The 24,636-nt window shown below is 73.0% G+C and carries 23 protein-coding genes and 1 riboswitch; of the genes, 15 read left to right on the top strand and 8 right to left on the bottom strand.

The window, feature by feature from the left end:
• Positions 1-477: 477 nt before the first annotated feature.
• Positions 478-1,119 carry a response regulator gene (locus tag AC5WRT_RS24680; protein WP_496096550.1) on the top strand — a complete coding sequence of 214 codons (642 nt, stop codon included), beginning with the start codon at positions 478-480 and terminating at the stop codon, positions 1,117-1,119.
• Positions 1,120-1,128: 9 nt separating this feature from the next.
• On the opposite strand, the gene AC5WRT_RS24685 is transcribed toward AC5WRT_RS24680, so the two are convergent.
• On the bottom strand, positions 1,129-2,565 hold the full coding sequence (locus AC5WRT_RS24685; protein WP_496096551.1) for an MFS transporter: 1,437 nt from the start codon (positions 2,563-2,565) through the stop codon (positions 1,129-1,131).
• Positions 2,566-2,759: 194 nt separating this feature from the next.
• Here AC5WRT_RS24685 and AC5WRT_RS24690 point away from each other — a divergent pair, with 194 nt between their 5' ends.
• The 5 genes from AC5WRT_RS24690 to AC5WRT_RS24710 all read left to right on the top strand — a co-directional run bounded on the left by AC5WRT_RS24690 (position 2,760) and on the right by AC5WRT_RS24710 (position 8,282).
• On the top strand, positions 2,760-4,508 hold the full coding sequence (locus AC5WRT_RS24690) for an MFS transporter (RefSeq protein ID WP_496096552.1): 1,749 nt from the start codon (positions 2,760-2,762) through the stop codon (positions 4,506-4,508).
• A gap of 135 nt (positions 4,509-4,643) precedes the next feature.
• Positions 4,644-5,297, top strand: coding sequence for a class I SAM-dependent methyltransferase (locus AC5WRT_RS24695; protein ID WP_496096553.1), 654 nt, complete (start codon positions 4,644-4,646; stop codon positions 5,295-5,297).
• Between the two features lie 22 nt (positions 5,298-5,319).
• Entirely contained in the window at positions 5,320-6,285 is a 966-nt protein-coding gene (locus tag AC5WRT_RS24700; protein WP_496096554.1) for an N-acetylmuramoyl-L-alanine amidase, read from the top strand.
• Positions 6,286-6,368: 83 nt separating this feature from the next.
• Entirely contained in the window at positions 6,369-7,166 is a 798-nt protein-coding gene (locus AC5WRT_RS24705) for a DUF5336 domain-containing protein (RefSeq protein WP_496096555.1), read from the top strand.
• Between the two features lie 105 nt (positions 7,167-7,271).
• On the top strand, positions 7,272-8,282 hold the full coding sequence (locus AC5WRT_RS24710) for an LLM class F420-dependent oxidoreductase (RefSeq protein ID WP_496096556.1): 1,011 nt from the start codon (positions 7,272-7,274) through the stop codon (positions 8,280-8,282).
• Here the strand turns inward: AC5WRT_RS24710 and AC5WRT_RS24715 are convergent.
• Positions 8,279-8,860: a hypothetical protein gene (locus AC5WRT_RS24715; RefSeq protein WP_496096557.1), complete on the bottom strand. Its 582-nt coding sequence runs from the start codon at positions 8,858-8,860 to the stop codon at positions 8,279-8,281. The two genes, AC5WRT_RS24710 and AC5WRT_RS24715, sit on opposite strands and share 4 nt — an antisense overlap.
• Positions 8,861-8,989: 129 nt before the next feature.
• Here AC5WRT_RS24715 and AC5WRT_RS24720 point away from each other — a divergent pair, with 129 nt between their 5' ends.
• Entirely contained in the window at positions 8,990-9,283 is a 294-nt protein-coding gene (locus tag AC5WRT_RS24720; protein ID WP_496096558.1) for a hypothetical protein, read from the top strand.
• A gap of 489 nt (positions 9,284-9,772) precedes the next feature.
• On the opposite strand, the gene AC5WRT_RS24725 is transcribed toward AC5WRT_RS24720, so the two are convergent.
• From AC5WRT_RS24725 to AC5WRT_RS24735, 3 genes are read right to left on the bottom strand one after another with little or no spacing between them, the layout of a single operon-like run.
• The gene (locus AC5WRT_RS24725) at positions 9,773-10,843 is read right to left on the bottom strand and encodes a prenyltransferase/squalene oxidase repeat-containing protein (protein WP_496096559.1); all 1,071 of its coding nucleotides are present in this window, start codon (positions 10,841-10,843) and stop codon (positions 9,773-9,775) included.
• Positions 10,840-11,586 (bottom strand): class I SAM-dependent methyltransferase, encoded by a 747-nt coding sequence (locus AC5WRT_RS24730; protein WP_496096560.1) that lies wholly within the window; start codon positions 11,584-11,586, stop codon positions 10,840-10,842. The genes AC5WRT_RS24725 and AC5WRT_RS24730 overlap by 4 nt, the downstream gene beginning before the upstream one ends.
• Positions 11,580-13,040, bottom strand: coding sequence for a glycosyltransferase family 4 protein (locus tag AC5WRT_RS24735; RefSeq protein WP_496096561.1), 1,461 nt, complete (start codon positions 13,038-13,040; stop codon positions 11,580-11,582). Before AC5WRT_RS24735 ends, AC5WRT_RS24730 begins: the two co-directional genes overlap by 7 nt.
• Positions 13,041-13,259: 219 nt before the next feature.
• Here AC5WRT_RS24735 and AC5WRT_RS24740 point away from each other — a divergent pair, with 219 nt between their 5' ends.
• Entirely contained in the window at positions 13,260-13,880 is a 621-nt protein-coding gene (locus AC5WRT_RS24740) for a TetR family transcriptional regulator (protein ID WP_496096562.1), read from the top strand.
• Between the two features lie 225 nt (positions 13,881-14,105).
• On the opposite strand, the gene AC5WRT_RS24745 is transcribed toward AC5WRT_RS24740, so the two are convergent.
• Both AC5WRT_RS24745 and AC5WRT_RS24750 read right to left on the bottom strand, forming a co-directional pair.
• Positions 14,106-14,336: a ferredoxin gene (locus AC5WRT_RS24745; RefSeq protein ID WP_496096563.1), complete on the bottom strand. Its 231-nt coding sequence runs from the start codon at positions 14,334-14,336 to the stop codon at positions 14,106-14,108.
• 3 nt (positions 14,337-14,339) lie between these two features.
• Positions 14,340-15,791: an aldehyde dehydrogenase gene (locus AC5WRT_RS24750; RefSeq protein ID WP_496096564.1), complete on the bottom strand. Its 1,452-nt coding sequence runs from the start codon at positions 15,789-15,791 to the stop codon at positions 14,340-14,342.
• Positions 15,792-15,969: 178 nt separating this feature from the next.
• Here AC5WRT_RS24750 and AC5WRT_RS24755 point away from each other — a divergent pair, with 178 nt between their 5' ends.
• Both AC5WRT_RS24755 and AC5WRT_RS24760 read left to right on the top strand, forming a co-directional pair.
• A complete protein-coding gene (locus AC5WRT_RS24755) occupies positions 15,970-16,995 on the top strand; it encodes a Strvi_7410 family MBL fold metallo-hydrolase (RefSeq protein WP_496100605.1) in 1,026 nt (341 codons plus the stop codon).
• A 40-nt stretch (positions 16,996-17,035) separates the two neighbouring features.
• A complete protein-coding gene (locus AC5WRT_RS24760) occupies positions 17,036-17,515 on the top strand; it encodes a nuclear transport factor 2 family protein (protein WP_496096566.1) in 480 nt (159 codons plus the stop codon).
• Here AC5WRT_RS24760 and AC5WRT_RS24765 read toward each other — a convergent pair.
• On the bottom strand, positions 17,493-18,161 hold the full coding sequence (locus tag AC5WRT_RS24765; protein ID WP_496096567.1) for a phosphotransferase family protein: 669 nt from the start codon (positions 18,159-18,161) through the stop codon (positions 17,493-17,495). The two genes, AC5WRT_RS24760 and AC5WRT_RS24765, sit on opposite strands and share 23 nt — an antisense overlap.
• Positions 18,162-18,437: 276 nt before the next feature.
• A riboswitch (cobalamin riboswitch) is annotated at positions 18,438-18,509 on the top strand.
• A gap of 133 nt (positions 18,510-18,642) precedes the next feature.
• Here AC5WRT_RS24765 and AC5WRT_RS24770 point away from each other — a divergent pair.
• From AC5WRT_RS24770 to AC5WRT_RS24790, 5 genes are read left to right on the top strand one after another with little or no spacing between them, the layout of a single operon-like run.
• A complete protein-coding gene (locus AC5WRT_RS24770; protein WP_496096568.1) occupies positions 18,643-19,872 on the top strand; it encodes an SCO2321 family membrane protein in 1,230 nt (409 codons plus the stop codon).
• On the top strand, positions 19,869-20,519 hold the full coding sequence (locus AC5WRT_RS24775; protein ID WP_496096569.1) for an SCO2322 family protein: 651 nt from the start codon (positions 19,869-19,871) through the stop codon (positions 20,517-20,519). Before AC5WRT_RS24770 ends, AC5WRT_RS24775 begins: the two co-directional genes overlap by 4 nt.
• Positions 20,506-21,699 carry a CbiQ family ECF transporter T component gene (locus AC5WRT_RS24780; protein WP_496096570.1) on the top strand — a complete coding sequence of 398 codons (1,194 nt, stop codon included), beginning with the start codon at positions 20,506-20,508 and terminating at the stop codon, positions 21,697-21,699. The genes AC5WRT_RS24775 and AC5WRT_RS24780 overlap by 14 nt, the downstream gene beginning before the upstream one ends.
• A complete protein-coding gene (locus AC5WRT_RS24785; RefSeq protein WP_496096571.1) occupies positions 21,696-23,459 on the top strand; it encodes an ABC transporter ATP-binding protein in 1,764 nt (587 codons plus the stop codon). Before AC5WRT_RS24780 ends, AC5WRT_RS24785 begins: the two co-directional genes overlap by 4 nt.
• A complete protein-coding gene (locus tag AC5WRT_RS24790; RefSeq protein WP_496096572.1) occupies positions 23,456-24,346 on the top strand; it encodes an ECF transporter S component in 891 nt (296 codons plus the stop codon). The genes AC5WRT_RS24785 and AC5WRT_RS24790 overlap by 4 nt, the downstream gene beginning before the upstream one ends.
• Positions 24,347-24,636: the final 290 nt, after the last annotated feature.

Consider the following 24,636-nt stretch of genomic DNA (forward strand, 5'->3'; position numbering starts at 1 on the left):
CGACCACGTTCGATATCTCGGACATTGTTCGATCGAAATACCGAACCCATTCGGCGGCGGAATTATGGAGGGGTTTCCTGGAAATGCACCGGCGATTGTTTGGGCGTCTTGCACGGCCGTCAACCCCCGCCGCACCGGAAAAGGGAGACTCTTTAATCGACCCGCGCCGCGAGCAACGGCTGGAAGAAACCCGTCCGTTCGGGGTCAGCCAGGCGACCTGTGTGAATCCCGCACCTGCCGCGAACCGCGCGAGCCGGTCGCGGCCGAGCGCCCAGTAGGCGGCCCGCCGGACCCGGACCCCCCTCCCCCGAGCCCTCCGGCTCGCCGTGGGCCGGGACCAGCTGGACGTTCTCCAGGAAACACCCCGGCGCAGGCGCGACCGCCGCACCCCGGCGCGAGGGGCCGCGCCCGGGCCGCACCCCCGAAGCGCTCCCGAAGCCGTCGGGGTCGACGGGGTTCCGGCCGTAATCTGAAGCCATGAACGAGATGCCCCGGGAGCACCGGACCGTGAAGTCCATTCGGGTGCTGCTCGCCGAGGACCAGGGCATGATGCGGGGTGCGCTCGCGCTGCTGCTCGGCATGGAGGAGGACATCGAGGTGGTGTCCCAACTGGGGTCGGGCGACGGCATCGTGGACGCGGTGCTCGACCACCGGCCGGACGTGGCCCTGCTGGACATCGAGCTGCCGGGCACCAGCGGTCTCGACGCGGCGGCCGAGCTGCGCGAGCGGGCGCCCGACTGCCGGGTGCTGATCCTCACCACCTTCGGCCGGCCCGGCTATCTGCGCCGGGCCATGGAGGCCGGGGCGGCCGGGTTCCTCGTCAAGGACGGGCCCGTGGAGGAGCTGGCCGCGGCCATCCGGCGCGTGCTCACCGGGGAGACCGTCGTCGACCCCGCGCTCGCCGCCGCCGCGCTCAGCGCCGGTCCGAATCCGCTGACGGCCCGTGAGTGCCAGGTACTGAAGGCGTCGGTGGACGGGGCGACGGTCGCCGACGTCGCCGGCAAGCTGCATCTGTCCGAGTCCACCGTCCGCAACTACCTGTCCTCGGCCATCGGCAAGACGGGCACCCGCAACCGGACGGAGGCGGTACGGGAGGCCCGGCAGCAGGGGTGGCTGTGAGCCACTGGATCAACTCCGCGCTCCGGCGGCCCTGCGCGGCAGCCACACCGGCATCAGGGCCGCCCCGCCCAGCAGCACCGCCGTACTGACCCGGAACGCCAGCGCGTAGCCGTCGGTCAGCGCCCCGGGCCCGTGGCCGTTCCCCGTGCCGGCCGCGGCGACGGTCGACATCACGGCGAGTCCCAGCGAACCGCCCATCGTCCGCGAGGTGTTGATCAGACCCGACACCACACCGGCCTCGCCCGGCGCCGCTCCCGACGTGGCGAGGGAGGCGAGCGGGGTCGCCGCCAGTCCCGCGCCGAGCATCATCAGCATCCCCGGAATCATGATCGCGGTGACGTACGCCTCGTGCGCGCTCATCGTCGACTGCCAGCCGAAGCCGGCGGCGGCCACCAGCGTGCCCAGCGTCGCCACGGTCCGCGCACCCGCGAGCCGCATCAGACGCGGCGCCAGCTTCGAGCCGACGACCACGGACAGCGAGCTGGGGACGAGCGCGACACCGGCCTCCAGCGGCGAGTAGCCGAGGACGTTCTGGGCGTAGAGCGTCATGAAGTACCACATGCAGAACATGGCCGAGCCGGAGAGGAACATGGCCCCGTTGGCCGAGGCGACCGGGCGCAGCCGGAGCAGTCCGAGCGGCATCAGCGGGGCCGCCGTGCGCGCCTCGACCAGCAGGAACAGGGCGATCAGCAGGAGCCCGGCGAGCAGCGGCGCCAGCGTGGCCGGGGCCGTCCAGCCCTCGGCCTCCGTCTGCGAGATGCCGTAGGTCAGGGTCGCGAGGCCCGCCGTGACGAGCAGCGCGCCCGGCAGGTCCAGGCGCCGCCCGTCCCCGGCCCGGCTCTCGGTGAGCCGGCACACCGAGCCGGCCAGCACCAGCGCGCCCACCGGGACGTTGATAAGCAGCACCCAGCGCCAGGACAGCACGTCCACGAGCACCCCGCCGACCAGTCCGCCCGCGGCCCCGCCGCCGGCGCCGACCGCGGTCCAGGTGGCGATCGCGCGTGCCCGCGCCGCCCCCTCCGGCACGGCGGAGGTCAGCAGGGTCAGCGTCGAGGGGGCGAGCACCGCCGCGCCCAGGCCCTGCACGCCCCGCGCCAGCAGCAACTGCCAGCCCTCCTGGGCGATGCCGCCGCCCAGCGAGGCCAGCGTGAACAGGCCGAGGCCGACCAGGAACATCCGCTTGCGGCCGTACAGGTCGCCGGCCCGGCCGCCGAGCAGCATGAACCCGGCGAAGGCGATGGCGTACGCGTTCACCACCCACTGCAGGCCGGACGCGGTCAGACCGAGGCCGGACCGCATGGACGGCAGGGCGACGTTCACCACCGACACGTCGAGCACGACCAGGAACTGCCCGGCGCAGGCGAGCGCCACGACCAGCCAGGTGGGCGGTGCCGTACGGCGGGACGTGCGGGGTGTGGTGTCGGCGGCTTCCAGCATGGGCGTCATGGTCTCAAGCCGGTTACGGTCCTTGCATCGGCTTTTCGACCCATCGGCCCTGGGCCGCGAGCCCTACACCCCTTGACGGCCGATCAGAAACCCATGAGCTGGTCAAGAATTCGTTAGGGGCTCGAAGCAACGGAATAGTTGCCTGTGCATACGAGGTTTACCCGGCACTTTCACTACGGGGAGGCCTCGACTTCATGACGCACACGACGACCGATCAGCCGGCCCGCAGGGCGAGCGCGGCCGTGGTCCCGGTGCTCGCCTTCGCGGGCATCGTCGTCGCGGTGATGCAGACGCTGCTCGTGCCGGTCATCAAGGACCTGCCGCAACTGCTGGACACCGCGCCCTCCAACGCCACCTGGGTCCTCACCTCGACCCTCCTGTCCGGCGCCGTGGCCACCCCGATCATGGGCCGGCTCGGCGACCTCTACGGCAAGCGGCGGATGCTGATCCTCAGCCTCGCCGTGATGGTCGTGGGCGCCCTGATCAGCGCCCTCACCAGCCAGCTGCTCACCATGATCGTCGGCCGTACCCTCCAGGGCTTCGCCATGGGCGCGATCCCGCTCGGCATCGGCCTGATGCGCGACACGCTCCCGCGCGAGCGGCTCGGCTCGGCCATGGCCCTGATGAGTTCCTCCATCGGCGTCGGCGGCGGCCTCGCCCTGCCCGCCGCGGCGCTGGTCGCCCAGCACACCGACTGGCACGCCCTGTTCTACGGCGCCGCCGGCCTCGGCGTGCTGTCCATCACCCTGACCCTGCTCGTCGTCCCCGAGTCCCCCATGCGCGCCGAGGGCTCCTTCGACCTGCTCGGCGCGATCGGGCTGTCCGGCGGTCTGGTGCTGCTCCTGCTGCCGATCACCAACGGCAGCGACTGGGGCTGGTCGTCCGGTACGACGCTCGGCCTGTTCGCCGGCTCGGTCGCGGTCCTCGTCCTGTGGGGCCTGTACGAGCTGCGGAACCAGGCGCCCCTGGTCGACCTGCGCACCACCGCACGTCCGGCCGTGCTCTTCACCAACCTCGCCTCGATCATGGTCGGCGTCGCCTTCTACGTCGTCTCCCTGGTCCTGCCCCAGCTGCTCCAGCTGCCGAAGGCCACCGGCTACGGTCTCGGCCGGTCCATGGTCGTCGCGGGCCTGTGCGTGGCCCCGCTGGGCCTGACGATGATGTTCACGGCGCCGGTGTACACGCGGCTGTCCGCCAAGTACGGCCCCAAGACGACCCTCATCATCGGCCTGCTGATCATCGCGATCGGCTACGGCGGCGGGCTCGGCCTGATGGACGCCGCCTGGCAGACGATCGTCACCTCCGTGATCCTCGGCGCGGGCATCGGCCTCGCCTACTCCTCGCTGCCCGCGCTGATCGTCGGCGCGGTGCCGGCCTCGGAGACCGGCGCGGCGAACGGCCTCAACACCCTGATGCGGTCCATCGGCACCTCGGTGTCGAGCGCCGTCATCGGGATGGTGCTGGCCAACACGGCGCACGACGTCGGCGGCGTCGCCGTCCCGACCATGCACGGGTTCCGGGTGTCCTTCGTGATCGCCACGGCCGCGGTGGCGGTGGGCCTGCTGCTCGCGCTGTTCCTGCCCGGCGCCCGCCGCGCGGTCCGGCAGCAGCACGCCCAGCTGCGGGCCGGCAGCGAGGAGGACGCCGCGCTGGAAAGGGCCGAGGAGGCTCTGCGGGGCTTCCGCGGACGGGTTCTCGGTGCCGACGGTGCTCCGGTCGCCCGGGCCAAGGTCACGCTGATCGACCGGCGGGGACGGCAGGCGGGGGCGACCGTCTCCGACGAGGACGGCAGCTACGCGCTGGCCGTGCCGGCGCAGGGGGCGTATGTGCTCGCCGCGAAGGCCTCCGGCCATGGGCCGCGGGCCTCCGCCGCCACGCACTCCGGTGAGGAGCGGGCCGTCGAGCTGGATCTTTCGTTGCCTGGAGAGGTGCTGACCGCGTAGAACTCGGGGGGAACTGTCGACCGGCGACTGCGGCTTCGCCGTGGCCGGTCGCGCCCGCGCGGCGGAGCCGCGCGTGAACACAGCCCCGCGTTCCTTCGGGGGCGCTGTCACAGCCGTACGACCGGAAGGCCCCCCATGCCGCCCACCTCCCCCAAGCCCGAGATCCTGGCCGCGTTCGAGGCGGCCAAGGGGTTCATGCCCCTGGACGAGGGGCTGGCGCTGTACGACGCGGCCGTGCAGGCGGGCCGGCTGGGGCTGCCCCTGCTGGAGGTCGGGACGTACTGCGGCCGGTCCACCGTCCTGCTCGCCGACGCGGCCCGCGCGGCCGGGGTCACCGCGCTGACGGTGGACCACCACCGGGGCAGCGAGGAGCAGCAGCCGGGCTGGGACTACCACGACCCCGACACGGTCGACCCGGAGATCGGGCTGATGGACACGTTGCCGGTCTTCCGGCGGACGCTGTTCAAGGCGGGCCTGGAGGAGCACGTGGTCGCACTCGTGGGGCGTTCGCCGCAGATCGCGGCCCTCTGGAACACGCCGCTCGGCCTCGTCTTCGTCGACGGCGGCCACACCGACGAGCACGCCGGCGCCGACTACGAGGGCTGGGCGCCGCACGTGGCCGAGGGGGGCCTGCTCGTCATCCACGACGTCTTCCCGGAGCCCGAGGACGAGTTCACCGGGCAGGCGCCGTATCGCGTGTACCTGCGGGCACTTGGATCCGGAGCGTTCACGGAGGTCTCGGTGACCGGCTCCCTGCGCGTCCTGCGGCGAACGGGAGCGGGGATCTGACGGCCCGGTTAGAGTCGCTGACGTGTCCTACCTAGGCCCGGAGTTCGATCCCCCACGACCGCAGCGGCCCCGGCGCGGCCCGCTGACCGTCGCGCTCGCCGCGCTGGTGCCCGGCGCGCTGCTCGGCTGGGTGGTGTACGAGGCGGTGGGCGGCGGTGCCGACAAGAGTGCGGACCGTACGGCGTCCGCGGTCCCCGCGTCCGGCACGTCCGCCGCGCCCTCGTCACCGTCGGCCCGCACCGCTTCCCCCACCGGCTCGCCCTCCGCGACGGACGACGGCAAGCAGCACTCGGGAGCGTCCGGGGCCGGGCCGCTCGCGGGGAAGGTCGTCGTCATCGATCCCGGGCACAACCAGGGCAACTTCCAGCACGCGGCCGAGATCAACCGCAAGGTGGACATCGGCACCAACTGGAAGGAGTGCGACACCACCGGCACGTCCACCAACGCCGGTTACACCGAGGCCCGGTTCACCCTGGACGTCGCGCACCGGCTGCGCGCGCTGCTGGAGAAGCAGGGCGCCACGGTGAGGCTGACCCATGACGACGGCAGTCCCGCCTGGGGACCGTGCGTGGACCAGCGGGCGCGGATCGGCAACCAGGCGCACGCGGACGCGGCGATCTCCATCCACGCCGACGGCGCCGCCGAGGGCGACCGCGGCTTCCATGTGATCCTGCCGGGTTCGGTGCACTCCGGCATCGCCGACACCCGTGACATCGTCGGCCCCTCGCGCGACCTCGGCGTGCGCATCGCGGGCGACTTCCTGCGCGACACCGGCGAGCCGCCGTCCAACTACCTCGGCCAGGGCACCGGTCTCGTCACACGCACGGACCTGGGCGGTCTCAATCTGTCAACGGTTCCCAAGGTGTTCATCGAGTGCGGCAACATGCGCGATAGCAAGGACGCGGCACTGCTGACCAGCGGGGCCTGGCGGCAGCAGGCGGCGCAGGGGATCTCTGAGGGAATCGTGGGTTTCCTGCGCGAGTCGTGACCGGCAGGTGGATACGGCCGGACGGCCGGATCTTGCGGACGGTAGTGTCTACCGACGACGAGACGACCTACGAAGGACCTAAGGTGAATATCCGCTCCCTCACTAGAGGCGACGGCGTGGTGATCGGAGCAGCGGTGGTGCTGTTCATCGCGTCGTTCCTCACTTTCGAGAGCATCTCCGGCTTCGGCACCAGCCAGAGCCGGAACGCGTGGGACGACCTGGGCATGGGCCTGGGCATCTACATGGGCGCGGTGATCGGTGCCGTCCTCATCGTCGTCGACCGCTGTCTGCCGCAGCAGCGCAAGGTGCTCGGGCTCGAGCTCGTCCAGGTCGGCACGGCCTTTCCGATCCTGGCGGCCTGGACGCTGCTGTGGACGCTGATCGACGTGCCCGACGGTGTGGACGCCGGCGCCGGTCTCATCCTCGGTCTCATCGCCGCCCTGGTCCTCGCGGGCGCCGCCATCGCCACCCCGATGGTCCCCGCCCTCCAGGCCGCCCTGCTCCCCGCCCCGAAGCCGGTCGCCCCGCAGCCCTACGGCGCCCAGCCGCCCGGGGGTTACGGGTACCCCGGTGCGCAGCCGCAGCCGGGGCAGCCCTACGGTGCGCAGCCGCAGCCCGGGCAGCCGTTCGGGCAGCAGCCCGGGGCGCAGGGTGCTCCGGCGGCGGCACAGCCGGCAGCCCCGGACTTCTCGCCGTTCTGGTTCGCCGTGCCGGTGACCCGTCCGCTGTTCGCGGAGGACGGCTCGCCCAACCCGATCGCCGAACTGGCGCCGGGCACCTGGTATCTGGCGGTCGAGCAGCGCGGTGCCACGCTCGTCGCGCAGACCCAGGACGGCCGCCGCGGCGTGCTCCAGGACACCTCCGGCATCCAGCGCGGCTGAGCCCGCACGCCGTCGCATCAGGCCCCTCGCCCTTCCGGGCGGGGGGCCGTTGTCGTACAGTCGGCGCCTGGCCGATGTACTGACGGTTCGTCAGGAGGGGGGCGTATGCGGCTCGGTCTGGCACTCGGGTACTGGGGGCGCGGCCCGGACCCCGCTCATGTGGCCCTCGCGCGGGAGGCGGAGCGGCTCGGGTACGGCTCGGTGTGGACCGCGGAGTCGTGGGGCTCGGACGCGTTCACGCCGCTGACCTGGATCGCGGCGCGGACGTCAACGATCCGGCTGGGTACGGCCGTTGCACAGATGGCCGCCCGGTCGCCGACCGCCACCGCGATGCACGCGCTCACCCTGGACCATCTCTCCGGCGGGCGGATGATGCTCGGGCTCGGGCTGTCGGGGCCGCAGGTGGTGGAGGGCTGGTACGGCCGTCCGTTCCCGAGGTCGCCGCTGACCGCGACCCGGGAGTACGTGGACGTCGTACGGCAGGTGCTGCGCCGGGAGGCGCCGGTGACCTGTGACGGGCGGTTTCATCCACTGCCCTACCGCGGGCCCGACGGCACCGGACTCGGCAGGCCGCTGAAGCCGATCACCCATCCTTTGCGGGCCGGTCTGCCCGTGCTGCTCGGCGCCGAAGGGCCGAAGAACGTGGCCCAGACGGTGCGCGTCGCGGACGGCTGGCTGCCGTTGTACTGGGCGCCGAGCCGGCCCGAGGTGTACGGGGATGTGGTGCGCACGCTGCCGGAGGGGTTTGTGGTGGCTCCGCTGGCGCGGGTGAAGGTGTGTGACGACGTGGCCGAGGGCCTGCTGCCGGTGAAGGCCATGCTGGGTTTCTACATCGGCGGGATGGGCCACGCCTCCCGCAACTTCCACGCCGACCTCATGGCGCGCATGGGGTACGAGACGGAGGCCCGGCGGATCCAGGAGCTGTTCCTGGCCGGGCGGCGGGAGGAGGCGGTGCTTGCGGTGCCGGACGCGTTCGCCGACGAGGTCTCGCTGGTGGGTCCGCGTGAACGCGTCGCAGAGCGCCTCGAGTTGTGGCGGGCCGGCCCGGTGACGGACCTGCTGGCACTGTCACCGGACCCGCACAGCCTCAGGGTGCTGGCGGAGCTGAACGGCTAACTGCCGCCCTTGAGCTGGGAGACGGACGGCACCTTGTCCTTGACCGGCGCGCCGGCGCCTGCGCCCGCTCCCTTGACCTTGTCGATGGTGTCGTCGAAGGAGTTCACCGCGCTGCCGTCACCCTTGCGGAGCTTGGCGGGCAGGTCCTTCAGGCCGTCGATGGCGGAGTTGAGCGGCGCGAGCGCCTTGGACAGCGTGGGGTCGGCCTTGGCGTTGCGGACGGCTGCCTTGAGGCGGTTGTAGGCGAAGGCACCGGCCAGGCCGGCCTTGACCAGGGCCGTCTTGCGGCCCTGGGCGCCCTTCTTGAACTTGCCCGCCTTGTAGGGCTTCACGATCCACTGGTAGGTGGCGCCGGCCGCGAGTCCCGCGTCCACGACGAAGCGCGTCTTGGCGAACTTGCGCTTCTCCGCGGAGGTGGTCGGGCTGGGGGCGGCGGCAGCCGGGACGGGCTGCAGGGCCGGTACCGCCGCGGTGTCCTTCGTACTGGTCTTCTCGCTGCTGCCGCAGGCGGTGGAGCCGGCCAGCAGGGCGCAGCACAGGGTGAGCGCCGCACAGAGACGCCGTATCGGTACGGGCACGGGATCCTCCGGTACCTCTCCTCCCCGAGCGGTTGACTTCCTCCGGCAGCGTCACCCGGGGTGGCCGGCCGCGCCACCCGGCATACGCCGTTCGGGTTTCACCGGTCGCGACCCGGCAATCCGGAAGGTATGTCCCCTCGATATCGCAACAGCGCGAATCAGGCCGGGACAGTCATCGCGGTCGTCGCCGACGTCATGGCGTTGATCCTCGGCCTGTGGATCCTGATGTATCTGCTGGACGCCAACCGCGCCAACAGCCTGGTGCAGTTCGTCCACCAGGCCGCCTCCTGGCTGGCCGGCTGGTCCCATGACCTGTTCACCTTCAACGAGGCGTGGGCCCGCGTGGTGGCCGGGTACGGTCTGGCCGCCGTGGTGTACCTGTTCGTGGGCCACGCCGTCGCCAACCGGATGCACCGGCACTGAAGTACCGGCACCGAGCCCCGGCCAGGGCCTGTCCGACCGTTCGCGTCGTTGCCCGAAGCACGGCCGCGCGGCGTCAGGTGCCTGCTCTCGGCGTGCCGGCCCCAGGCCCTCGTACCGGACGTACCCGGGCATGGGGCCGGTGCGACGAGTGGGGGCATCTCCCACGCCCTCGAGACAGTGGGGGAGCGTGCAGGGCGTCGCACGGCAGACGGGAACGGTCGGACACGCCCTGGCCGTGCTGTCCCGGGACGTCGGTGGCACGCGCTCGAACGGGTGAGGTCCTTCTGGGTTCGGCGTGGATTGCGAAGTCTGCACCGACGTCCACGAGGCCCTCGTGTCCCACCGTCATGCCCCGCTGACTCCGACCGACAGGCAGCGTTTCCCGACTGGCCGGACCGGTTCACCTACTAGCGGCTACCACCGGCCCCACACCGGAATCGGCGGCCGACCCCCAGCCGGCCGTGTCACCGACCTGTCCGGACAGCACACCTAGCCGCAGCAGTCGGGGTCCAGGCCGGACGGCAGGTGCTCCCCGCCGAAGACCGCGCAGGTGGCCTCGTGGCCGCCGAGCGCGGCGACGGCGAGGAGGAGGGCTCCGGCCGTCCAGGTGGTGAGCTCGCGGGGCCAGATGGCGTCGTCGTCGAAGACGTAGCCCGTCCAGTACAGGCCGCTCTCCGGGTCGCGCAGGTGCTGGATGGACTGCAGGAGCGCGAGGGCCCGGTCCGACTCGCCCACCACCCACAGGGCGAGGGCGAGTTCGCTGGACTCGCCGCCGGTGACCCAGGGGTTGGGGACCACGCAGCGTACGCCGGTGTCCGGCACCACGAACCGGTCCCAGGACTCGGCGATGCGCGCCCTGGCCTCCTCGCCGGTGAGGGCACCGCCGAGGACCGGGTAGTACCAGTCCATCGAGTAACGGTTTTTGTCGAGGAAGCACTCGGGGTGCCGGCGGATCGCGTGGCGCAGCGCCCCGACGGCCAACTCCCAGTCGGGCTGCGGTTCTTCACGCTGCTCGGCGATGGCGAGGGCGCAGCGCAGAGCGTGGTGGATGGAGGAGCTGCCGGTGAGCAGGGCGTCCGCGGCGGGGGTGCCGTCGTCCTCGCGGCGCCAGCCGATCTGGCCGCCGGGCTGCTGGAGGGCGAGCACCCACTCGACGGCCGCGTAGACGGTGGGCCACATGCGGTCCAGGAAGGTGTCGTCGCCGGTGGCGAGGTAGTGGTGCCACACGCCGACGGCTATGTAGGCGACGAAGTTCGACTCGCGGGCGCGGTCGGTGACGTCGTCGTGGGCGCCGTCGGCGTAGGCGGCGTACCAGGAGCCGTCCTCGTTCTGGTGCCGGGCGAGCCAGAGGTAGGCCCGCTCGGCGGCCTCGTGTTCGTCGGCCGCGTCCAGGGCCATCGCGGCCTCGGTGTGGTCCCAGGGGTCCAGGTGGTGGCCGCGGAACCAGGGGATCGCGCCGTCCTCCCGCTGGACGGCGAGGATGCCACGGACGGTCGCGGCGGCCTGCCCGGCGGTGAGGACCCCGGGCAGGACCAGGTGTTCTGTCCGGGGAGTGGTCACCGGGCGGCCGCCTCGTCCGTGAGGCGCGGGAGGTGGGGCTTGGTCGCGTAGACGACGAGGCTCTTGCCGATCAACGGGTTCAGCGCCTGTTCGGCAACCCGGGTGGCCAGCGGCTTCTTCATGATGTCCCAGACCAGCAGCTTGTGGTACGCCCGCACCGGCAGCGCCTTGTCGTTGTCGACGCCGAAGGCGCACTTCAGCCACCAGTACGGCGAGTGCAGGGCGTGCGCGTGGTGGCTGCCGTACGGCTTCAGGCCGGCCTCGCGGATCTTCGCGACGAGTTCGTCGGCCTTGTAGATGCGGATGTGGCCGCCCTCGACCTCGTGGTAGGCGTCGGACAGCGCCCAGCAGACCTTCTCGGGGCCGTAGCGCGGCACGGTGACGGCGATACGGCCGCCCGGCCTGAGCACACGGACCATCTCGGCGAGCACGCCCTTGTCGTCGGGGATGTGCTCCATCACCTCGGAGATGATGACCACGTCGAAGGACTCGTCCGGGAAGGGCAGGGCGAGGGCGTCGCCCTCCATGGCGGTGGCGGTGGCGCCCTCGGGGGCCTCCCCGGCCTCCTTCATCGCCGCGAACCACTTGGCGACCTCGCGGATCTCCTCGCCGTTCCGGTCCAGGGCCACGACCTGGGCACCGCGCCGGTAGCACTCGAAGGCGTGCCGGCCGGCCCCGCAGCCGAGGTCCAGGACGCGGTCGCCCGGGGCGAGCGGGAACCGGGAGAAGTCGACGGTCAGCACGTGGCCCTGCTTTCGGAGGAGACGCCTGCAGTTGCTGGGGCCGCACAGCGGCCGGGAGTCCGGGAGGGGCTGATGCCTGCCGCGGAGTGGCTGTCGGGGCGGGGGCCGGACGAGCGGCCGGCGCGGGCGATGGCCTCGCGGTAGTGGGCGACCGTGCCCTCGGCGGCGCGCGCCCAGGTGAAGTGCCGCAGCACCCGTTCGCGGCCCGCGCGGCCGAGCCGCGCCCGGAGTTCCGGGTCGCCGAGCACCCGGCCGAGTCCGGCGGCCAGCGCGCCCGCGTCGCCCGGCGGTACGGCCAGGCAGGTCTCCCCGTCGCGGCCGGCGACCTCGGGGATCGCGCCGCCGGTGGTGGCGACCAGCGGGGTGCCGGTGGCCATGGCCTCGGCCGCGGGCAGCGAGAAGCCCTCGTAGAGGGAGGGCACGCAGGCGACTTCGGCGGAGCGGATCAGGTCGACGAGGGCGGCGTCGGAGATGCCCTTGACGAACTCGACGGCGCCTTCGAGGCCGTACCGCTCGATCGCCGCCGCGACCGGTCCCTCCTCGGGGCGTTTTCCGACGACGACGAGATGGGCGGCGGGGTGCTCGGTGCGTACCTTGGCGAGGGCCTCCACCAGGAACACCAGTCCCTTGAGCGGCACGTCGGCGCTGGAGGTGGTGACGATCCGGCCCGGCACCTCGCGGACGGCGGGATTCGGCGCGAACAGATCGGTGTCCGCACCGATGTGGACGACGTGCACGCGCTCCTCGCGGACGCCGAGGTGGTCGACGATCTCCTGCCGGGATGTGCCGGAGACGGTCAGGACGGCGGGCAGCCGGCGCGATACGCGCTTCTGCATCCGGGTGAAGGCGTACCAGCGGCGCACCGACCAGCGGCGCTGCCGGCCCGCTGCGGCGTCCAGCTCCAACTGCCGGTCGACGGTGATGGGGTGGTGGATGGTGGTGACCAGAGGGGCGCCGATGTCGCCCAACAGGCCGTAGCCGAGCGTCTGGTTGTCGTGGACGACGTCGAAGGCGCCGCGCCGGGCGCGCAGATACCGGCGCGCGCGCAGGGAGAAGGTCAGCGGCTCGGGAAAGCCGCCGGTCCACATGGTGGCGACTTCGAGGGCGTCGATCCAGTCCCGGTACTCGTCGCGTCCGGGGGTGCGGAAGGGGTCGGGCTGGCGGTAGAGGTCGAGGCTGGGCAGCTCGGTCAGGGTGAGTCCGGGGTATCCCTCGTCGAGCACGGGGTACGGCTGCGAGCCGATGACCTCGACGCGGTGGCCGAGCCGGGCCAGTTCGCGCGAGAGGTGCCGTACGTAGACACCCTGGCCGCCGCAGAACGGGTTCCCTTTGTAGGTGAGGAGCGCGATGTGGAGCGGTCGCTCTCCCCCACTCTCGGCACCGTTCGAGCGGGAGGGGCCCCCATCAGCGGCGGGGTCGGGATCGGCGCCCGCCACCCGGGCCTCAGCGGTCACTCCGTGCCCCCTTCTGCCTGCACTGCCCCGCGAGACTACGCGGGACGCTAATCTAGAACAAGTTTCAGACTTGATCGTTCAAGAGGCTCTGAATCTACCGGCAGGTAAGGGTGCTGTGAGCAGTGGATCAGGTGATTCACGCCACGGCGCGGCACCCTGCCATGCTGTTCGATCACGTGCCCCACAGACACCTTCACCGACTGTCACGGAACGGTACCCATGCCTGCGGAAGCCAGTGTTTCGAGGCCGGCCTCACCGCCGCTCACCGAGCGCCAGGAGGCCCGCCGCCGCCGGATCCTGCACGCGAGCGCCCAGCTGGCCAGCCGGGGCGGTTTCGACGCCGTGCAGATGCGCGAGGTCGCCGAGTCGTCCCAGGTGGCCCTCGGCACTCTGTACCGGTACTTCCCGTCCAAGATCCATCTGCTGGTGGCGACGATGCAGGACCAGTTGGAGCACATGCACGGCACGCTGCGGAAGAAGCCCCCGGCGGGTGACACGGCCTCCGAGCGTGTCGCCGAGACACTGATGCGGGCCTTCCGGGCGCTCCAGCGCGAGCCGCACCTGGCCGACGCGATGGTCCGGGCGCTGACGTTCGCCGACCGCAGCGTCTCGCCCGAGGTCGACCAGGTCTCCCGCCAGACGACGCTGATCATCCTGGACGCGATGGGCCTGGAGAACCCCACCCCCGACCAGCTGTCGGCGGTCCGGGTCATCGAGCACACCTGGCACTCGGCGCTGATCACCTGGCTCTCCGGCCGCGCCTCCATCGCCCAGGTGAAGATCGACATCGAGACGGTGTGCAGGCTGATCGACGTGACGGAACCGGACGCACGGGCGTGATCCCGCACCCGTGACGCGCCGCTCAGCAGGCCGGTGTCACTTCGCTCCACGCGCCGCGCGCCAAGTCCTCGGCGGCCCACAGTTCCGGCAGTCCTCGCGCCTGCGGCGGCCGGCGGTGACGGGGACGCCCGCTCGATCAGCCGCCCGGCCTCGGACTCGTGCACGTTTCCCCACCCCCGTCGGTACGTCGGAAGCGCTGGAGCGTACCCCGCGGCTCCGGCACCGCTACTCCTCGGGCGGGAACACGGCCTCCCCGCTCTCCAGCGTGATCACGATCGCCTCCACCGGGCAGTTCTCGGCCGCCCGCAGGACCGGTTCGCTCGCGTCGGTGTCCGCCTCCACCGGGTGCGACTGGCGGGCGGAGTCGAGGCGGAAGTGGCCCTGGGCGCGGTGGAGGCACTGGGCCGAGCCGATGCACACCGAACGGTCGACCTCGACGTGCCAGCGGTCGCCCACGGCCTAGGCCCCCGCCGGCAGGTGGATCGTCTTGTGCTCGAGATACGCGCCGAAGCCCTCGGGTCCGAACTCCCGTCCGAGCCCGGAGTTCTTGTAGCCGCCGAACGGGCCGAGCATGTCCAGGCTGAAGGTGTTGACCGAGTAGGTGCCGGTGCGCACCTGCCGGGCGACCTCGATGCCGTGCTCGACGTCCGCCGTCCACACGCTCCCGGACAGGCCGTACTCGGAGTCATTGGCGATCTTCACGGCCTCGGTCTCGTCGCCGTACGGCAGCAGGCAGACGACCGGGCCGAAGATCTCCTCGCGGGCGACGCGCATGCTGTTGTCGACATCGCCGAAGAGGGTCGGCTCGACGTACCAGCCGCGCTCCAGACCGGCCGGACGTCCGCCGCCGGTGAGGACCTTGGCGCCCTCCTCCTGTCCGATCCGGATGTAGTCGAGGTTGCGCTGCTGCTGGCGGCGGGCGACCAGCGGGCCGACCTGGGTCGCCGGGTCCAGCGGGTCGCCGACCCTGAGCGCGCTCGCGGCGGCGGCGAAGGCGTCGGCGAACTCGTCGTAACGGGCGCGCGGTACGAGGATGCGGGTCTGGGCCACGCACGCCTGCCCGTTGTTCATCCAGGCCGCCGGGACGATCCCGGCCACCGCCGTCCCGGCGTCCGCGTCGGGCAGCACGACCGCCGCCGACTTGCCGCCCAACTCCAGTGTGACGCGCGTGAGACGACGGGCGGCGACCTCCATCACCCGCTTGCCGGCCGCGACCGATCCGGTGAAGGACACCTTGTCGACTCCGGGGTGGCCGACCAGGTACTCACTCACCTCGCGGTCGGCGGGGAGGATCGACAGCACACCTTCGGGGAGTCCGGCGTCCCGCGCGATCTCACCCAGCAGATAGGCGTCCAGCGGGGACTCCGGTGACGGCTTCAGCACGACCGTGCAGCCGGCCAGCAGCGCGGGGGCGAGCTTGGCGGCGGCGACGAACTGCGGCACGTTCCACGGGACGACGGCGGCCACCACGCCCACCGGCTCCCGCCGCACGAGGATCGGCCCGAGCACACCGTCCCGGCGCTCCTCGTACGTGAAGTCCCGCGCGACCCTGATCGCCGCGTCCCACACCATCACCGCGCCGAGCGCCTGGGCGAGGACGCTCCAGGAGTAGGGGGAGCCGTTCTGCGCGGAGATCACCCGGGCGATCTCCTCGTGCCGGGCGGCGATGCCGTCCCTGATCCGGGTGACGACCTCGATCCGCTCCGCCGCCGTCGCCCGCGGCCAGGACCCTTCGTCGAAGGCCCGCCGCGCCATGCCCACCGCCCGGTCCACGTCCCGCCCACAGGCGTGCGGCACCCGCCCGATCACCTCCTCGGTGTGCGGCGAGACCACCTCGATGACGCCTTCGCCGAGCGGCTCGGTCGGCTCCCCGCCGATGAACAGCTGTCCGTGTTCCACGAGCTCGGTCATGGCGGTCACCCTTTCTGACGCTGTTTCAGAACTGATACCAGTTCCAGTCGAACGAGACCAGAGCGCCGATCGCACCCCCCTTGCCGCACGGCCTCGATCACAGGTGCGTGAAACCCGTTCTAGTTATAGTGGGCGATGGCCATGGGTGCCGGTGCCGGTGGCGGGCGGAGGGCTGACGGTGGGGACGTTCGATCACGGTGGGGGTGTGCGGTCCGTGGCCGTTCCCATTCCGGACAATCCGCTCGGTCACACGCTGGTGTACGTCGTGGACACCGAACGGGGCCCGGTACTGGTCGACACCGGCTGGGACGATCCCGGCTCCTGGGACACCCTCGCGGCGGGGCTGGCGGCGTGCGGTACGGCGGCGGAAGAGGTGTACGGCGTCGTCATCACGCATCACCACCCCGACCACCACGGCCTGTCGGCCAGAGTGCGGGAGGCCTCGGGTGCCTGGGTCGCGATGCACGCCGCCGACGCCGCGGTCGTACGGCGCACCCGGCAGGCCCCGCCGGAGCGCTGGTTCGCCTACATGTGCGCCAAACTCGCGGCAGCCGGCGCGCCCGAGGAGCACCTGGCGCCGCTCCGCGCCCCCCGCGCCACCCGCGGCCTGCCCGGCCTCGACCCCGCCCTCCCGGACCGGGAGATCGTCCCCGGGGAACTCCTCGACCTGCCCGGCCGCCGGCTGCGCGCGATCTGGACCCCGGGACACACGCCGGGGCACGTCTGCCTGCACCTGGAGGAGGAGCATCCGGCCCGGCTGCCCGGCCGGGGCCGCCTGTTCAGCGGCGACCACCTGCTGCCCCGGATCACCCCGCACATCGGCCTGTACGAGGATCCCGACGACACGACCGTCACCGATCCACTGGGCGACTACCTCGACTCCCTGGAGCGGGTGGGCCGGCTCGAGACGGCCGAGGTGCTCCCCGCGCACCAGCACGCCTTCACCGACGCCTCCGGCCGGGTGAGGGAGTTGCTCACCCACCACGAGGAGCGCCTGGCCGGCCTGCTCGCCCTGCTCGCCGAGCCGCTCACCCCCTGGCAGCTCGCCGAGCGCATGGAATGGAACCGCCCCTGGACCGAGATTCCCTACGGCTCCCGGAACATCGCGGTGTCCGAGGCCGAGTCCCATGTGCGCCGCCTGGTGAAGCAGGGCCGGGTGGAGCCGGTGGCGGGCAGCGAGCCGGTGGCCTACGTCGCGGTGTGACCGTTTCGCCCGCGGACGGGCGCCCCTGCTGCACAGGCGTATGGACCCCGTGCAGCGGCTTCTCGCCGAACGCGCCTGCGAGCGCGCGATCACCGACTTCGTCCACCGCCTCGACCTCCGTGAACCGGGCTCCGTGGCGTGGTTGTTCACCGAGGACGGCACCTGGGAGTGGCCACCGCCGGGAGACGGGCTCCGCGTGCGGGGCCGGGAGGCGCTGCGCGCCTACTTCGGATCCCGCCCCGCCGACCGGCTCTCCCGCCGTCTGATGTCCAACGTGCTGGTCACGGTGACCGGCCCGGACACGGCCGTGTCCACCGCGTACTTCACGACGTACCGCGTCGACGGATACGAGCCCGGCGCCCCCGTCCCCTGCGGCCCGCCCGTCCAGGTGGGCCACTACGAGGACACCTTCCGCCGCGTCGACGGCACCTGGCTGATCGCCTCCCGCACCCTGCACCTGCCCCTCGGCGGCGACACCCCGAAGGTCGCCGCCGAAGTCACCGGAAGGCCGGCTTCCTGACCAACTCCTCGGCCGACGGCAGCAGTCCGACCTCGCTCCCGCTCATCGTCGGGTTGGCCGCCCGGCGCCCGCACGCCTCGGCCAGGCCGGCCTCGGTCACGTCACAGGGGTCGGTCAGCAGCGCGGTGAGCAGGGCACGGGCCGGACCCGCGAGCGGTGTGCCACCCACGGCGACCTGGCCGAGGATCACCGCCGACATGCCCCAGTCCAGCCCGGGGTGACCGTCCTCGGCGTTGGACCAGTCGATCACCCTGGGCCCGTCGGGTGTCAGCATCACGTTGTCCGGATGCAGATCCAGGTGCAGCACCCGGGTCTCCGGCCGCGCCGTGTCCCGGCCGGGTACGGCGTGCAGCCGGCGCAGCAGGTCCGCGAGCAGCGCGCCCGCCTCCTCCGCTGCGACCCGCCCGTCCCCGAGGGCAGCGAGCAGGGTGGGCCCGGACAGCCGCTCCATCACCAGGTCGGTGCGCGAGCCGGTGGGCCGTACCCGGGGCACCGGATAACCGTGCTGCCCCACGTACGTCATCACGGCCCCCTCGGCGGCCGCGTCCCTCCGGCCCTCCCGGTCGCGGCGCACCACCCAGGCGTCGTCGAGCACGTACACATCGGCCGAACGGCCCGAACCGAGCACTCTCCCCGTCTCCGTCATGATCGTGACCCTGGGGCGTGTTTCGAAAGTCCCGTCTGGTCCGCGACGCCTGGCACGGCACCTCGCCGCGTTGTCGGGATCGACCACGTACGCCCGGTACGAGGACGACCCTCCGCCTTGCGATGCACCGCACCAGACGCCGCGGACCCCGCCCTCCGGGCGGACGACGCCACTTTCGAAACACGCCCTAGTCACCGCGACCGCGTGGGCACAGCCACTGCTCGGGCCGCGCAGGGCTGCCGGTAAAGTGGCGGGGTCGTCATCACACCCGTACGTGGGGAAGCCGGTGCAATTCCGGCGCTGACCCGCAACCGTGAACCCTCCTCAGGGAGGTGAGCCGGAATGCCCCGGGCGGGACGTTGACCGGCTCGCGTGCGCCGGCAGTCCGCCGCGCACGGCACCGTCGAGGTCTACGGAGCCGAGCCGCCCGGGGTGTCTCCCGTGCGCTGCCGGTTCCCCGCAGGAAAGGCAGTCGCCGACCATGAACGTCCGCCGCAGTGCCGCGGCTCTCGCCGCCATGGGCGTGCTGGCCGCAGCCGCGCCCGCCACGGCCGCCGGCCAGTCCCCGTCGCCGTCGCCGTCCGCGAGGGTCACCGTGCCGTCCGGTCTGTACGGCAGGTCAGACCCGACCTACGACGGCGTATGGCGGCAGTCGCTGACGCTCCTCGCGCAGCGGACCCTCGGCTACCGGCCGGCCGCCGCGGCCGTGGACTGGCTCGCCGGCCAGCAGTGCGCAGACGGCGCCTTCGCCGCGTTCCGTGCCGCCCCGGCCAAGGCCTGCGACGCCAAGGTCATGGTGGACACCAACAGCACCGCCGCCGCGGTCCAGGCGCTGGAGGCCGTCGGCGGGCACGACGACGCGGTCGGCAAGGCGGTCGTCTGGCTGAAGTCCGTGCAGAACAAGGACGGTGGCTGGGGCTACTCGCCGGGCAGCGCCAGCGACACCAACTCCACATCCGTCGTCATCGGCGCGCTCGCGGCCACGGGCACGGCCCCGGCGAGCGTCCGCAAGGCGGGCAGGTCTCCCTACGACCTGCTCGCCGCGATGTCCCTGCCCTGCGACCGGGCCGGCGGTGGCGCCCTCGCCTACCAGCCGGACAAGAAGGGCGGCCTCGCCGCCAACGCGGACGCCACGGCGGCCGGGGTGCTCGGCGCGCTCGGCAAGGGGTTCGTGGCCGAGGCCGGCAAGGCACCCGCGAAGGACGCGTGCGGCAAGGCCGACCGTCCGGCCCCGGCACAGGTCGCCGACAACGCCGGCGCGTATCTCGCGGCGGCCGTCGGCAGGACCGGTCACCTGCTCTCCACGCTGCCCGGTGCCAAGGACCAGCCGGACTTCGGCAACACGGCGGACACGGTCGTCGCGCTCGCCGCGGACGGCCGCACCGAGCCGGCGAAGAAGGCCTATGCCTGGCTGGAGAAGAACGCCGGGCCCTGGGCGGCGCAGAGCGGCCCCGCGGCGTACGCGCAGCTGATTCTCGCCGCGCACGCGGTCGGCGCGCAGCCCGGGGACTTCGGCGGCACCAGCCTCGTCCGGTCACTCGACGCGCTGGGCCCGGCGCCGGCCCTGGGCTCCGCCACACACACGGCCGAGAAGCCCGGGAAGTCGGCCGGCGGATCGAGCATCGGTGTCTGGTGGTTCGTCGGCGTCTGCCTCGTCGCGGGCATCGGCATCGGCTTCCTGCTCAGCGGCCGGAAGAAGCGGCAGCCGTGACCGCCGTCCGCCGCGCCGGGGGCGTCCTGCTGAGCGCGTGCGCGCTCCTGGCCGCCGCGGCCCCGGCGCACGCCACCGGCTACCGCTACTGGTCCTTCTGGGAGCGGACTTCGGGCCACTGGGTGTACGCCACGCAGGGCCCGTCGACCGCCCGTCCCGGCGACGGCGCGGTGGAGGGCTTCCGCTTCGCGGTGAGCGAGGACTCGGCGGACGCGAGCCGGCCGCGCGGGGCGGCGGACTTCGGCACGATCTGTGCAAGGACACCCGCCAGGTCCGGTACGAAGCGGGTGGCTCTCGTCCTGGACTTCGGTACCCCGGCGGACGCGCCGTCCGGCGAGACGCCGCCGGCCCGCCGGACGGCCTGCGCGCGGATCCCGGCCGATGCGACGGCCGCCGACGGCCTCGCGGCCGCCGCCCCGCCGCTGCGGTACGACGCCGACGCCCTGCTGTGCGCGATCGCCGGGTATCCGAAGAAGGGGTGCGGGGAGCAGGTGGCCTCCGGCCGGAAGCCGCATGCCGGCGACGCGAGGAACGGCGGTCCGGACAGCGGGCCCTCCCTGGGGCTGCCGGTCGGTGCGGGGGTGGTGGCCGTGGTGGCGGGTGCGGCGGTGTGGCAGGCGCGGCGGCGGCGCAATGAATCCGTCTGACCGCGGCCCGGTGGGGGCCGGGCGCGCCCGAGCGGAGCAGCCGTGCACCGACACGGCCCGCGTCCCCGGGACGTTGCGGTGCCGCCCGCCGGCAGGTGCCCCGCGCCGGTGCCGCCCCACCGTTCACCCGGGTGCCTGGTGGCTCTGGGCGCTGAGTCTGGGCACCGCCGCCACCCGCACCACCAACCCCCTCCTCCTCGCCCTCCTGGTATCGGCCTCCGCCTGCGTCGTGGCCACGCACCGCACCGACACCCCCGCCGCCCGCGCCTACCCGGCCTTCGCCAAGCTCGCGCTCGGCGTCGTCCTCGTCCGCCTGCTCTTCGCGGTGGCGATGGGCTCGCCCGTCCCCGGCACGCACATCCTCCTCACCCTGCCCGAAGTGCCCCTCCCGCACTGGGCGCAGGGCATCCGCCTGGGCGGCGAGGTCACGGCGGAGGCGCTGGTCTTCGCCGCGTACGACGGCCTCAAGCTGGCCACCCTGCTGGTCTGCGTCGGCGCGGCGAACGCCCTCGCCGGCCCCGCCCGCCTGCTGAAGTCCCTCCCCGGCGCCCTGTACGAGACCGGTGTCGCCGTGGTCGTCGCGCTCACCTTCGCCCCGCACCTCATCGCCGACGTCCAGCGCCTGCGCGCCGCCCGCCGCCTGCGCGGCCGCCCGGACCGGGGCCTGCACGGCCTGCTCCAGGTCGGACTGCCGGTGCTGGAGGGCGCGTTGGAGCGTTCGGTCGCGCTCGCCGCCGCGATGGAGGCCCGGGGGTACGGCCGCACCGCCCAGGTCCCCGCACGGGTGCACCGTACGACGGCTGCGCTCACCCTCGGCGGCCTGCTCGGCATGTGCGCCGGCACGTACGGTCTCCTCACCGCCGAGGGCGGCACCTACGGCGTCCCGCTCCTTTTCGCCGGTGTCGTCGCCGCGCTCGCGGGACTGCGGCTCGGCGGCCGGCGTTCGCTGCGCACCCGGTACCGGCCCGACCCGTGGGACGTACGAGCCTGGCTGGTGACCGGCTCAGGCGCCGCGGTCGCCGCGCTGCTCAGCCTGGCCGCCGCCCGCGACCCGGAAGCGCTGCACCCGGGTGTCGTCCCGCTCGTCTCCCCCGGTCTCCCCCTGTGGCCCGCCGCGGCGATCCTGCTCGCCCTGGTCCCCGCCTTCGCCGTACCCAAGGATTCCGAGGTGCCGTCGTGATCCGCTTCGAGGACGTCAGCGTGACCTACGACGGCGCGGCCCAACCCGCCGTCCAGGGCATCGGCTTCGAGGTGCCCGAGGGCGAACTCGTGCTGCTCGTCGGCCCGTCCGGGGTGGGCAAGTCGACCGTGCTCGGCGCGGTGAGCGGGCTGGTGCCGCACTTCACCGGCGGCACCCTGCGCGGGCGGGTCACCGTGGCCGGCCGGGACACCCGTACCCACAAGCCGCGCGAACTCGCCGACGTCGTCGGCACGGTGGGGCAGGATCCGCTCGCCCACTTCGTGACCGACACCGTCGAGGACGAACTCGCCTACGGCATGGAGTCGTTGGGGCTCGCTCCGGAGGTGATGCGGCGCCGGGTCGAGGAGACCCTGGATCTGCTGGGCCTCGCCGCACTGCGCGACCGGCCGATCGCCGCACTCTCCGGCGGGCAGCGGCAGCGGGTCGCGATCGGCTCGGTCCTCACGCCGCATCCCGAGGTACTGGTCCTGGACGAGCCGACGTCCGCGCTGGACCCGGCCGCGGCGGAAGAGGTCCTCGCGGTGCTCCAGCGCCTGGTCCACGACCTCGGTACGACGATCCTGCTGGCCGAACACCGTCTGGAACGCGTGATCCACTACGCCGACCGCGTGGTCCTGCTGCCGGGCCCCGGCGAGCCCCCCGTCGTCGGCGCTCCGGCGGCGGTGATGGCGGTCTCCCCCGTCTACCCCCCGGTGGTGGCCCTGGGCCGCCTGGCGAACTGGTCGCCGCTCCCCCTCACCGTGCGCGACGCCCGCCGCAGGGCCGGTGACCTGCGGGAGCGCCTGGCCGTCGCAGCAGGCGACGCTCGGCCGGCCGCGGGTCCGTCAGGGCTGGTCACTCCCCCCGGTTCACGGCTTCACCCGAACCCGGAGGGACCCCCTCCGCGGCGGAGCCGCACAGCGGTACCGCCCGCACCCCTTCGGGGCACACCCGGCCGCCGACGCCTCTTCCGTCGCCGTCCCTCCCCCGTCCCGGACTCCGCCCACACCCCCGTCGCCCAGGCAACCGCGCTCTCCGTCCGCCGCGACCGCACACACGCCCTGCGTCACATAGACCTCTCCGTCGCCCCCGGCGAAACCATCGCCCTCATGGGCCGCAACGGCGCCGGAAAGTCCACCCTGCTCGCCTCTCTGGTCGGCCTGCTCGCGCCCACCACCGGCACCGTCACCGTCGCCGGCGCCGTCCCCCACCGCACGGCGCCCCCCGACCTCGTGCGCCGCGTCGGTCTCGTCCCCCAGGACCCCCGGGACCTCCTCCACGCCGACACGGTCGGCGACGAGTGCGCGGCCGCCGACCGGGACGCGGGAGCCGAGCCCGGGACCTGCCGGGCGCTGGTGTCCGAGCTGCTGCCGGGGATCACGGACGACACCCACCCCCGCGACCTGTCCGAAGGGCAGTGTCTGGCGCTCGCCCTGGCCGTCGTGCTGACCGCCCGCCCGGCCCTGCTGCTGCTCGACGAGCCGACGCGTGGCCTGGACTACGCGGCCAAGGCCCGCCTGGTCGCCGTACTGCGCGCCCTCGCCGCCGAAGGGCACGCGATCGTGCTGGCGACGCACGACGTGGAGCTGGCGGCGGAGATCGCGCACCGGGTGGTGCTGCTGGCGGAGGGTGAGGTCATCGCCGACGGGCCGACGGCGCAGATCGTCGTCTCCTCGCCGTCCTTCGCCCCGCAGGTGACGAAGATCCTCGCCCCGCAGCGGTGGCTCACCGTGGCCGAGGTCCGCGAGGCCCTGGCATGACCGCGCCCCCGCCCACCGACGGCCACCGTCCGGAGCCCCGCGCCGACGGCCGCAGGCGCACTCCCCGCCTGCACGCCATCCGGCTCGGCCCCCGTTCCCTCGCCGCGCTCCTCGTGGTCGGGGCCGTCGGGGTGGTCGCCTTCGGCTGGCCCTTCCTCGCTCCGCCGGCCTCGCGACTGAGCGCCCACGCCCAGGACGCGCCCTGGCTCTTCGCGGGGCTCCTGGCCCTCCTGGTCGCGGTGGTGGCGGCGACGATCTCCGAGTCCGATCTCGGGCCGAAGGCCGTGGCCATGCTGGGAGTGCTGGCCGCGACGGGCGCAGCACTGCGGCCGCTCGGCGCGGGTACGGCCGGGATCGAGCCGATGTTCTTCCTGATGGTGCTCAGCGGGCGCGTACTGGGCCCCGGCTTCGGCTTCACCCTCGGCTCGGTGACGATGTTCGCGTCCGCCCTGCTCACGGGCGGGGTCGGGCCGTGGCTGCCGTTCCAGATGCTGGCGATGGGCTGGTTCACGATGGGCGCCGGGCTCCTGCCGGGCGCGGTCCGGCTGCGCGGCCGTGCGGAGTCGGCGCTCCTCGCGGTCTACGGCTTCCTCGCCGCCTTCGCCTACGGCACCGTGATGAACCTGGCCGGCTGGCCGTTCCTGGGTGGCGCGGCCTCGAACATCGCCTTCGACGCCCATGCCTCCGTGGCGGCCAACCTGGCCCGTTTCGTCGCGTATTGCCTGGCCACCTCGCTCGGCTGGGACCTGGGCCGGGCCCTGTGCACGGTGGTGCTGACTCTCGCTCTGGGTCCGGCGGTGCTGCGCGCGCTGCGGCGGGCCACCCGGCGGGCCGCATTCGAGACCGCCGTCACATTCGAGGCCCCGGACCGCTCACCCACCGGATAGGCGGCTTCACCCGCTGGAACCGAGAAGGTGAAGCACCCCACATGACGCAGGTCACCTACGATACGAGGCCGTAGTCCTGAATGTCCGATACATCCCTTCGGACACCCGGCCTGACCTGCGGTGTGCGACCCAGGTCACACATTGGGCGATTCATTCCCATCCGGCCACAACTAGTAAAAGGGGTCATTGCGGACGGCTTTTCGGACTGCTTATCTGGACGACGTCGCCGGGCGCCACGGGCCCACACGGGCCGGGCGCCGACGCATGCCGGCCACAGCGCGTGGCCCGCC

The sequence above is a fragment of the Streptomyces sp. NTD91 genome, from assembly GCF_059510455.1.

Coding starts and splice junctions, on each gene's coding strand:
- AC5WRT_RS24680 (WP_496096550.1), top strand. CDS start 478: ATGAACGAGATGCCCCGGGAGCACCGGACCGTGAAGTCCATTCGGGTG.
- AC5WRT_RS24685 (WP_496096551.1), bottom strand. CDS start 2,565: ATGACGCCCATGCTGGAAGCCGCCGACACCACACCCCGCACGTCCCGC.
- AC5WRT_RS24690 (WP_496096552.1), top strand. CDS start 2,760: ATGACGCACACGACGACCGATCAGCCGGCCCGCAGGGCGAGCGCGGCC.
- AC5WRT_RS24695 (WP_496096553.1), top strand. CDS start 4,644: ATGCCGCCCACCTCCCCCAAGCCCGAGATCCTGGCCGCGTTCGAGGCG.
- AC5WRT_RS24710 (WP_496096556.1), top strand. CDS start 7,272: ATGCGGCTCGGTCTGGCACTCGGGTACTGGGGGCGCGGCCCGGACCCC.
- AC5WRT_RS24720 (WP_496096558.1), top strand. CDS start 8,990: ATGTCCCCTCGATATCGCAACAGCGCGAATCAGGCCGGGACAGTCATC.
- AC5WRT_RS24740 (WP_496096562.1), top strand. CDS start 13,260: ATGCCTGCGGAAGCCAGTGTTTCGAGGCCGGCCTCACCGCCGCTCACC.
- AC5WRT_RS24750 (WP_496096564.1), bottom strand. CDS start 15,791: ATGACCGAGCTCGTGGAACACGGACAGCTGTTCATCGGCGGGGAGCCG.
- AC5WRT_RS24760 (WP_496096566.1), top strand. CDS start 17,036: ATGGACCCCGTGCAGCGGCTTCTCGCCGAACGCGCCTGCGAGCGCGCG.
- AC5WRT_RS24765 (WP_496096567.1), bottom strand. CDS start 18,161: ATGACGGAGACGGGGAGAGTGCTCGGTTCGGGCCGTTCGGCCGATGTG.
- AC5WRT_RS24770 (WP_496096568.1), top strand. CDS start 18,643: ATGAACGTCCGCCGCAGTGCCGCGGCTCTCGCCGCCATGGGCGTGCTG.
- AC5WRT_RS24780 (WP_496096570.1), top strand. CDS start 20,506: ATGAATCCGTCTGACCGCGGCCCGGTGGGGGCCGGGCGCGCCCGAGCG.
- AC5WRT_RS24790 (WP_496096572.1), top strand. CDS start 23,456: ATGACCGCGCCCCCGCCCACCGACGGCCACCGTCCGGAGCCCCGCGCC.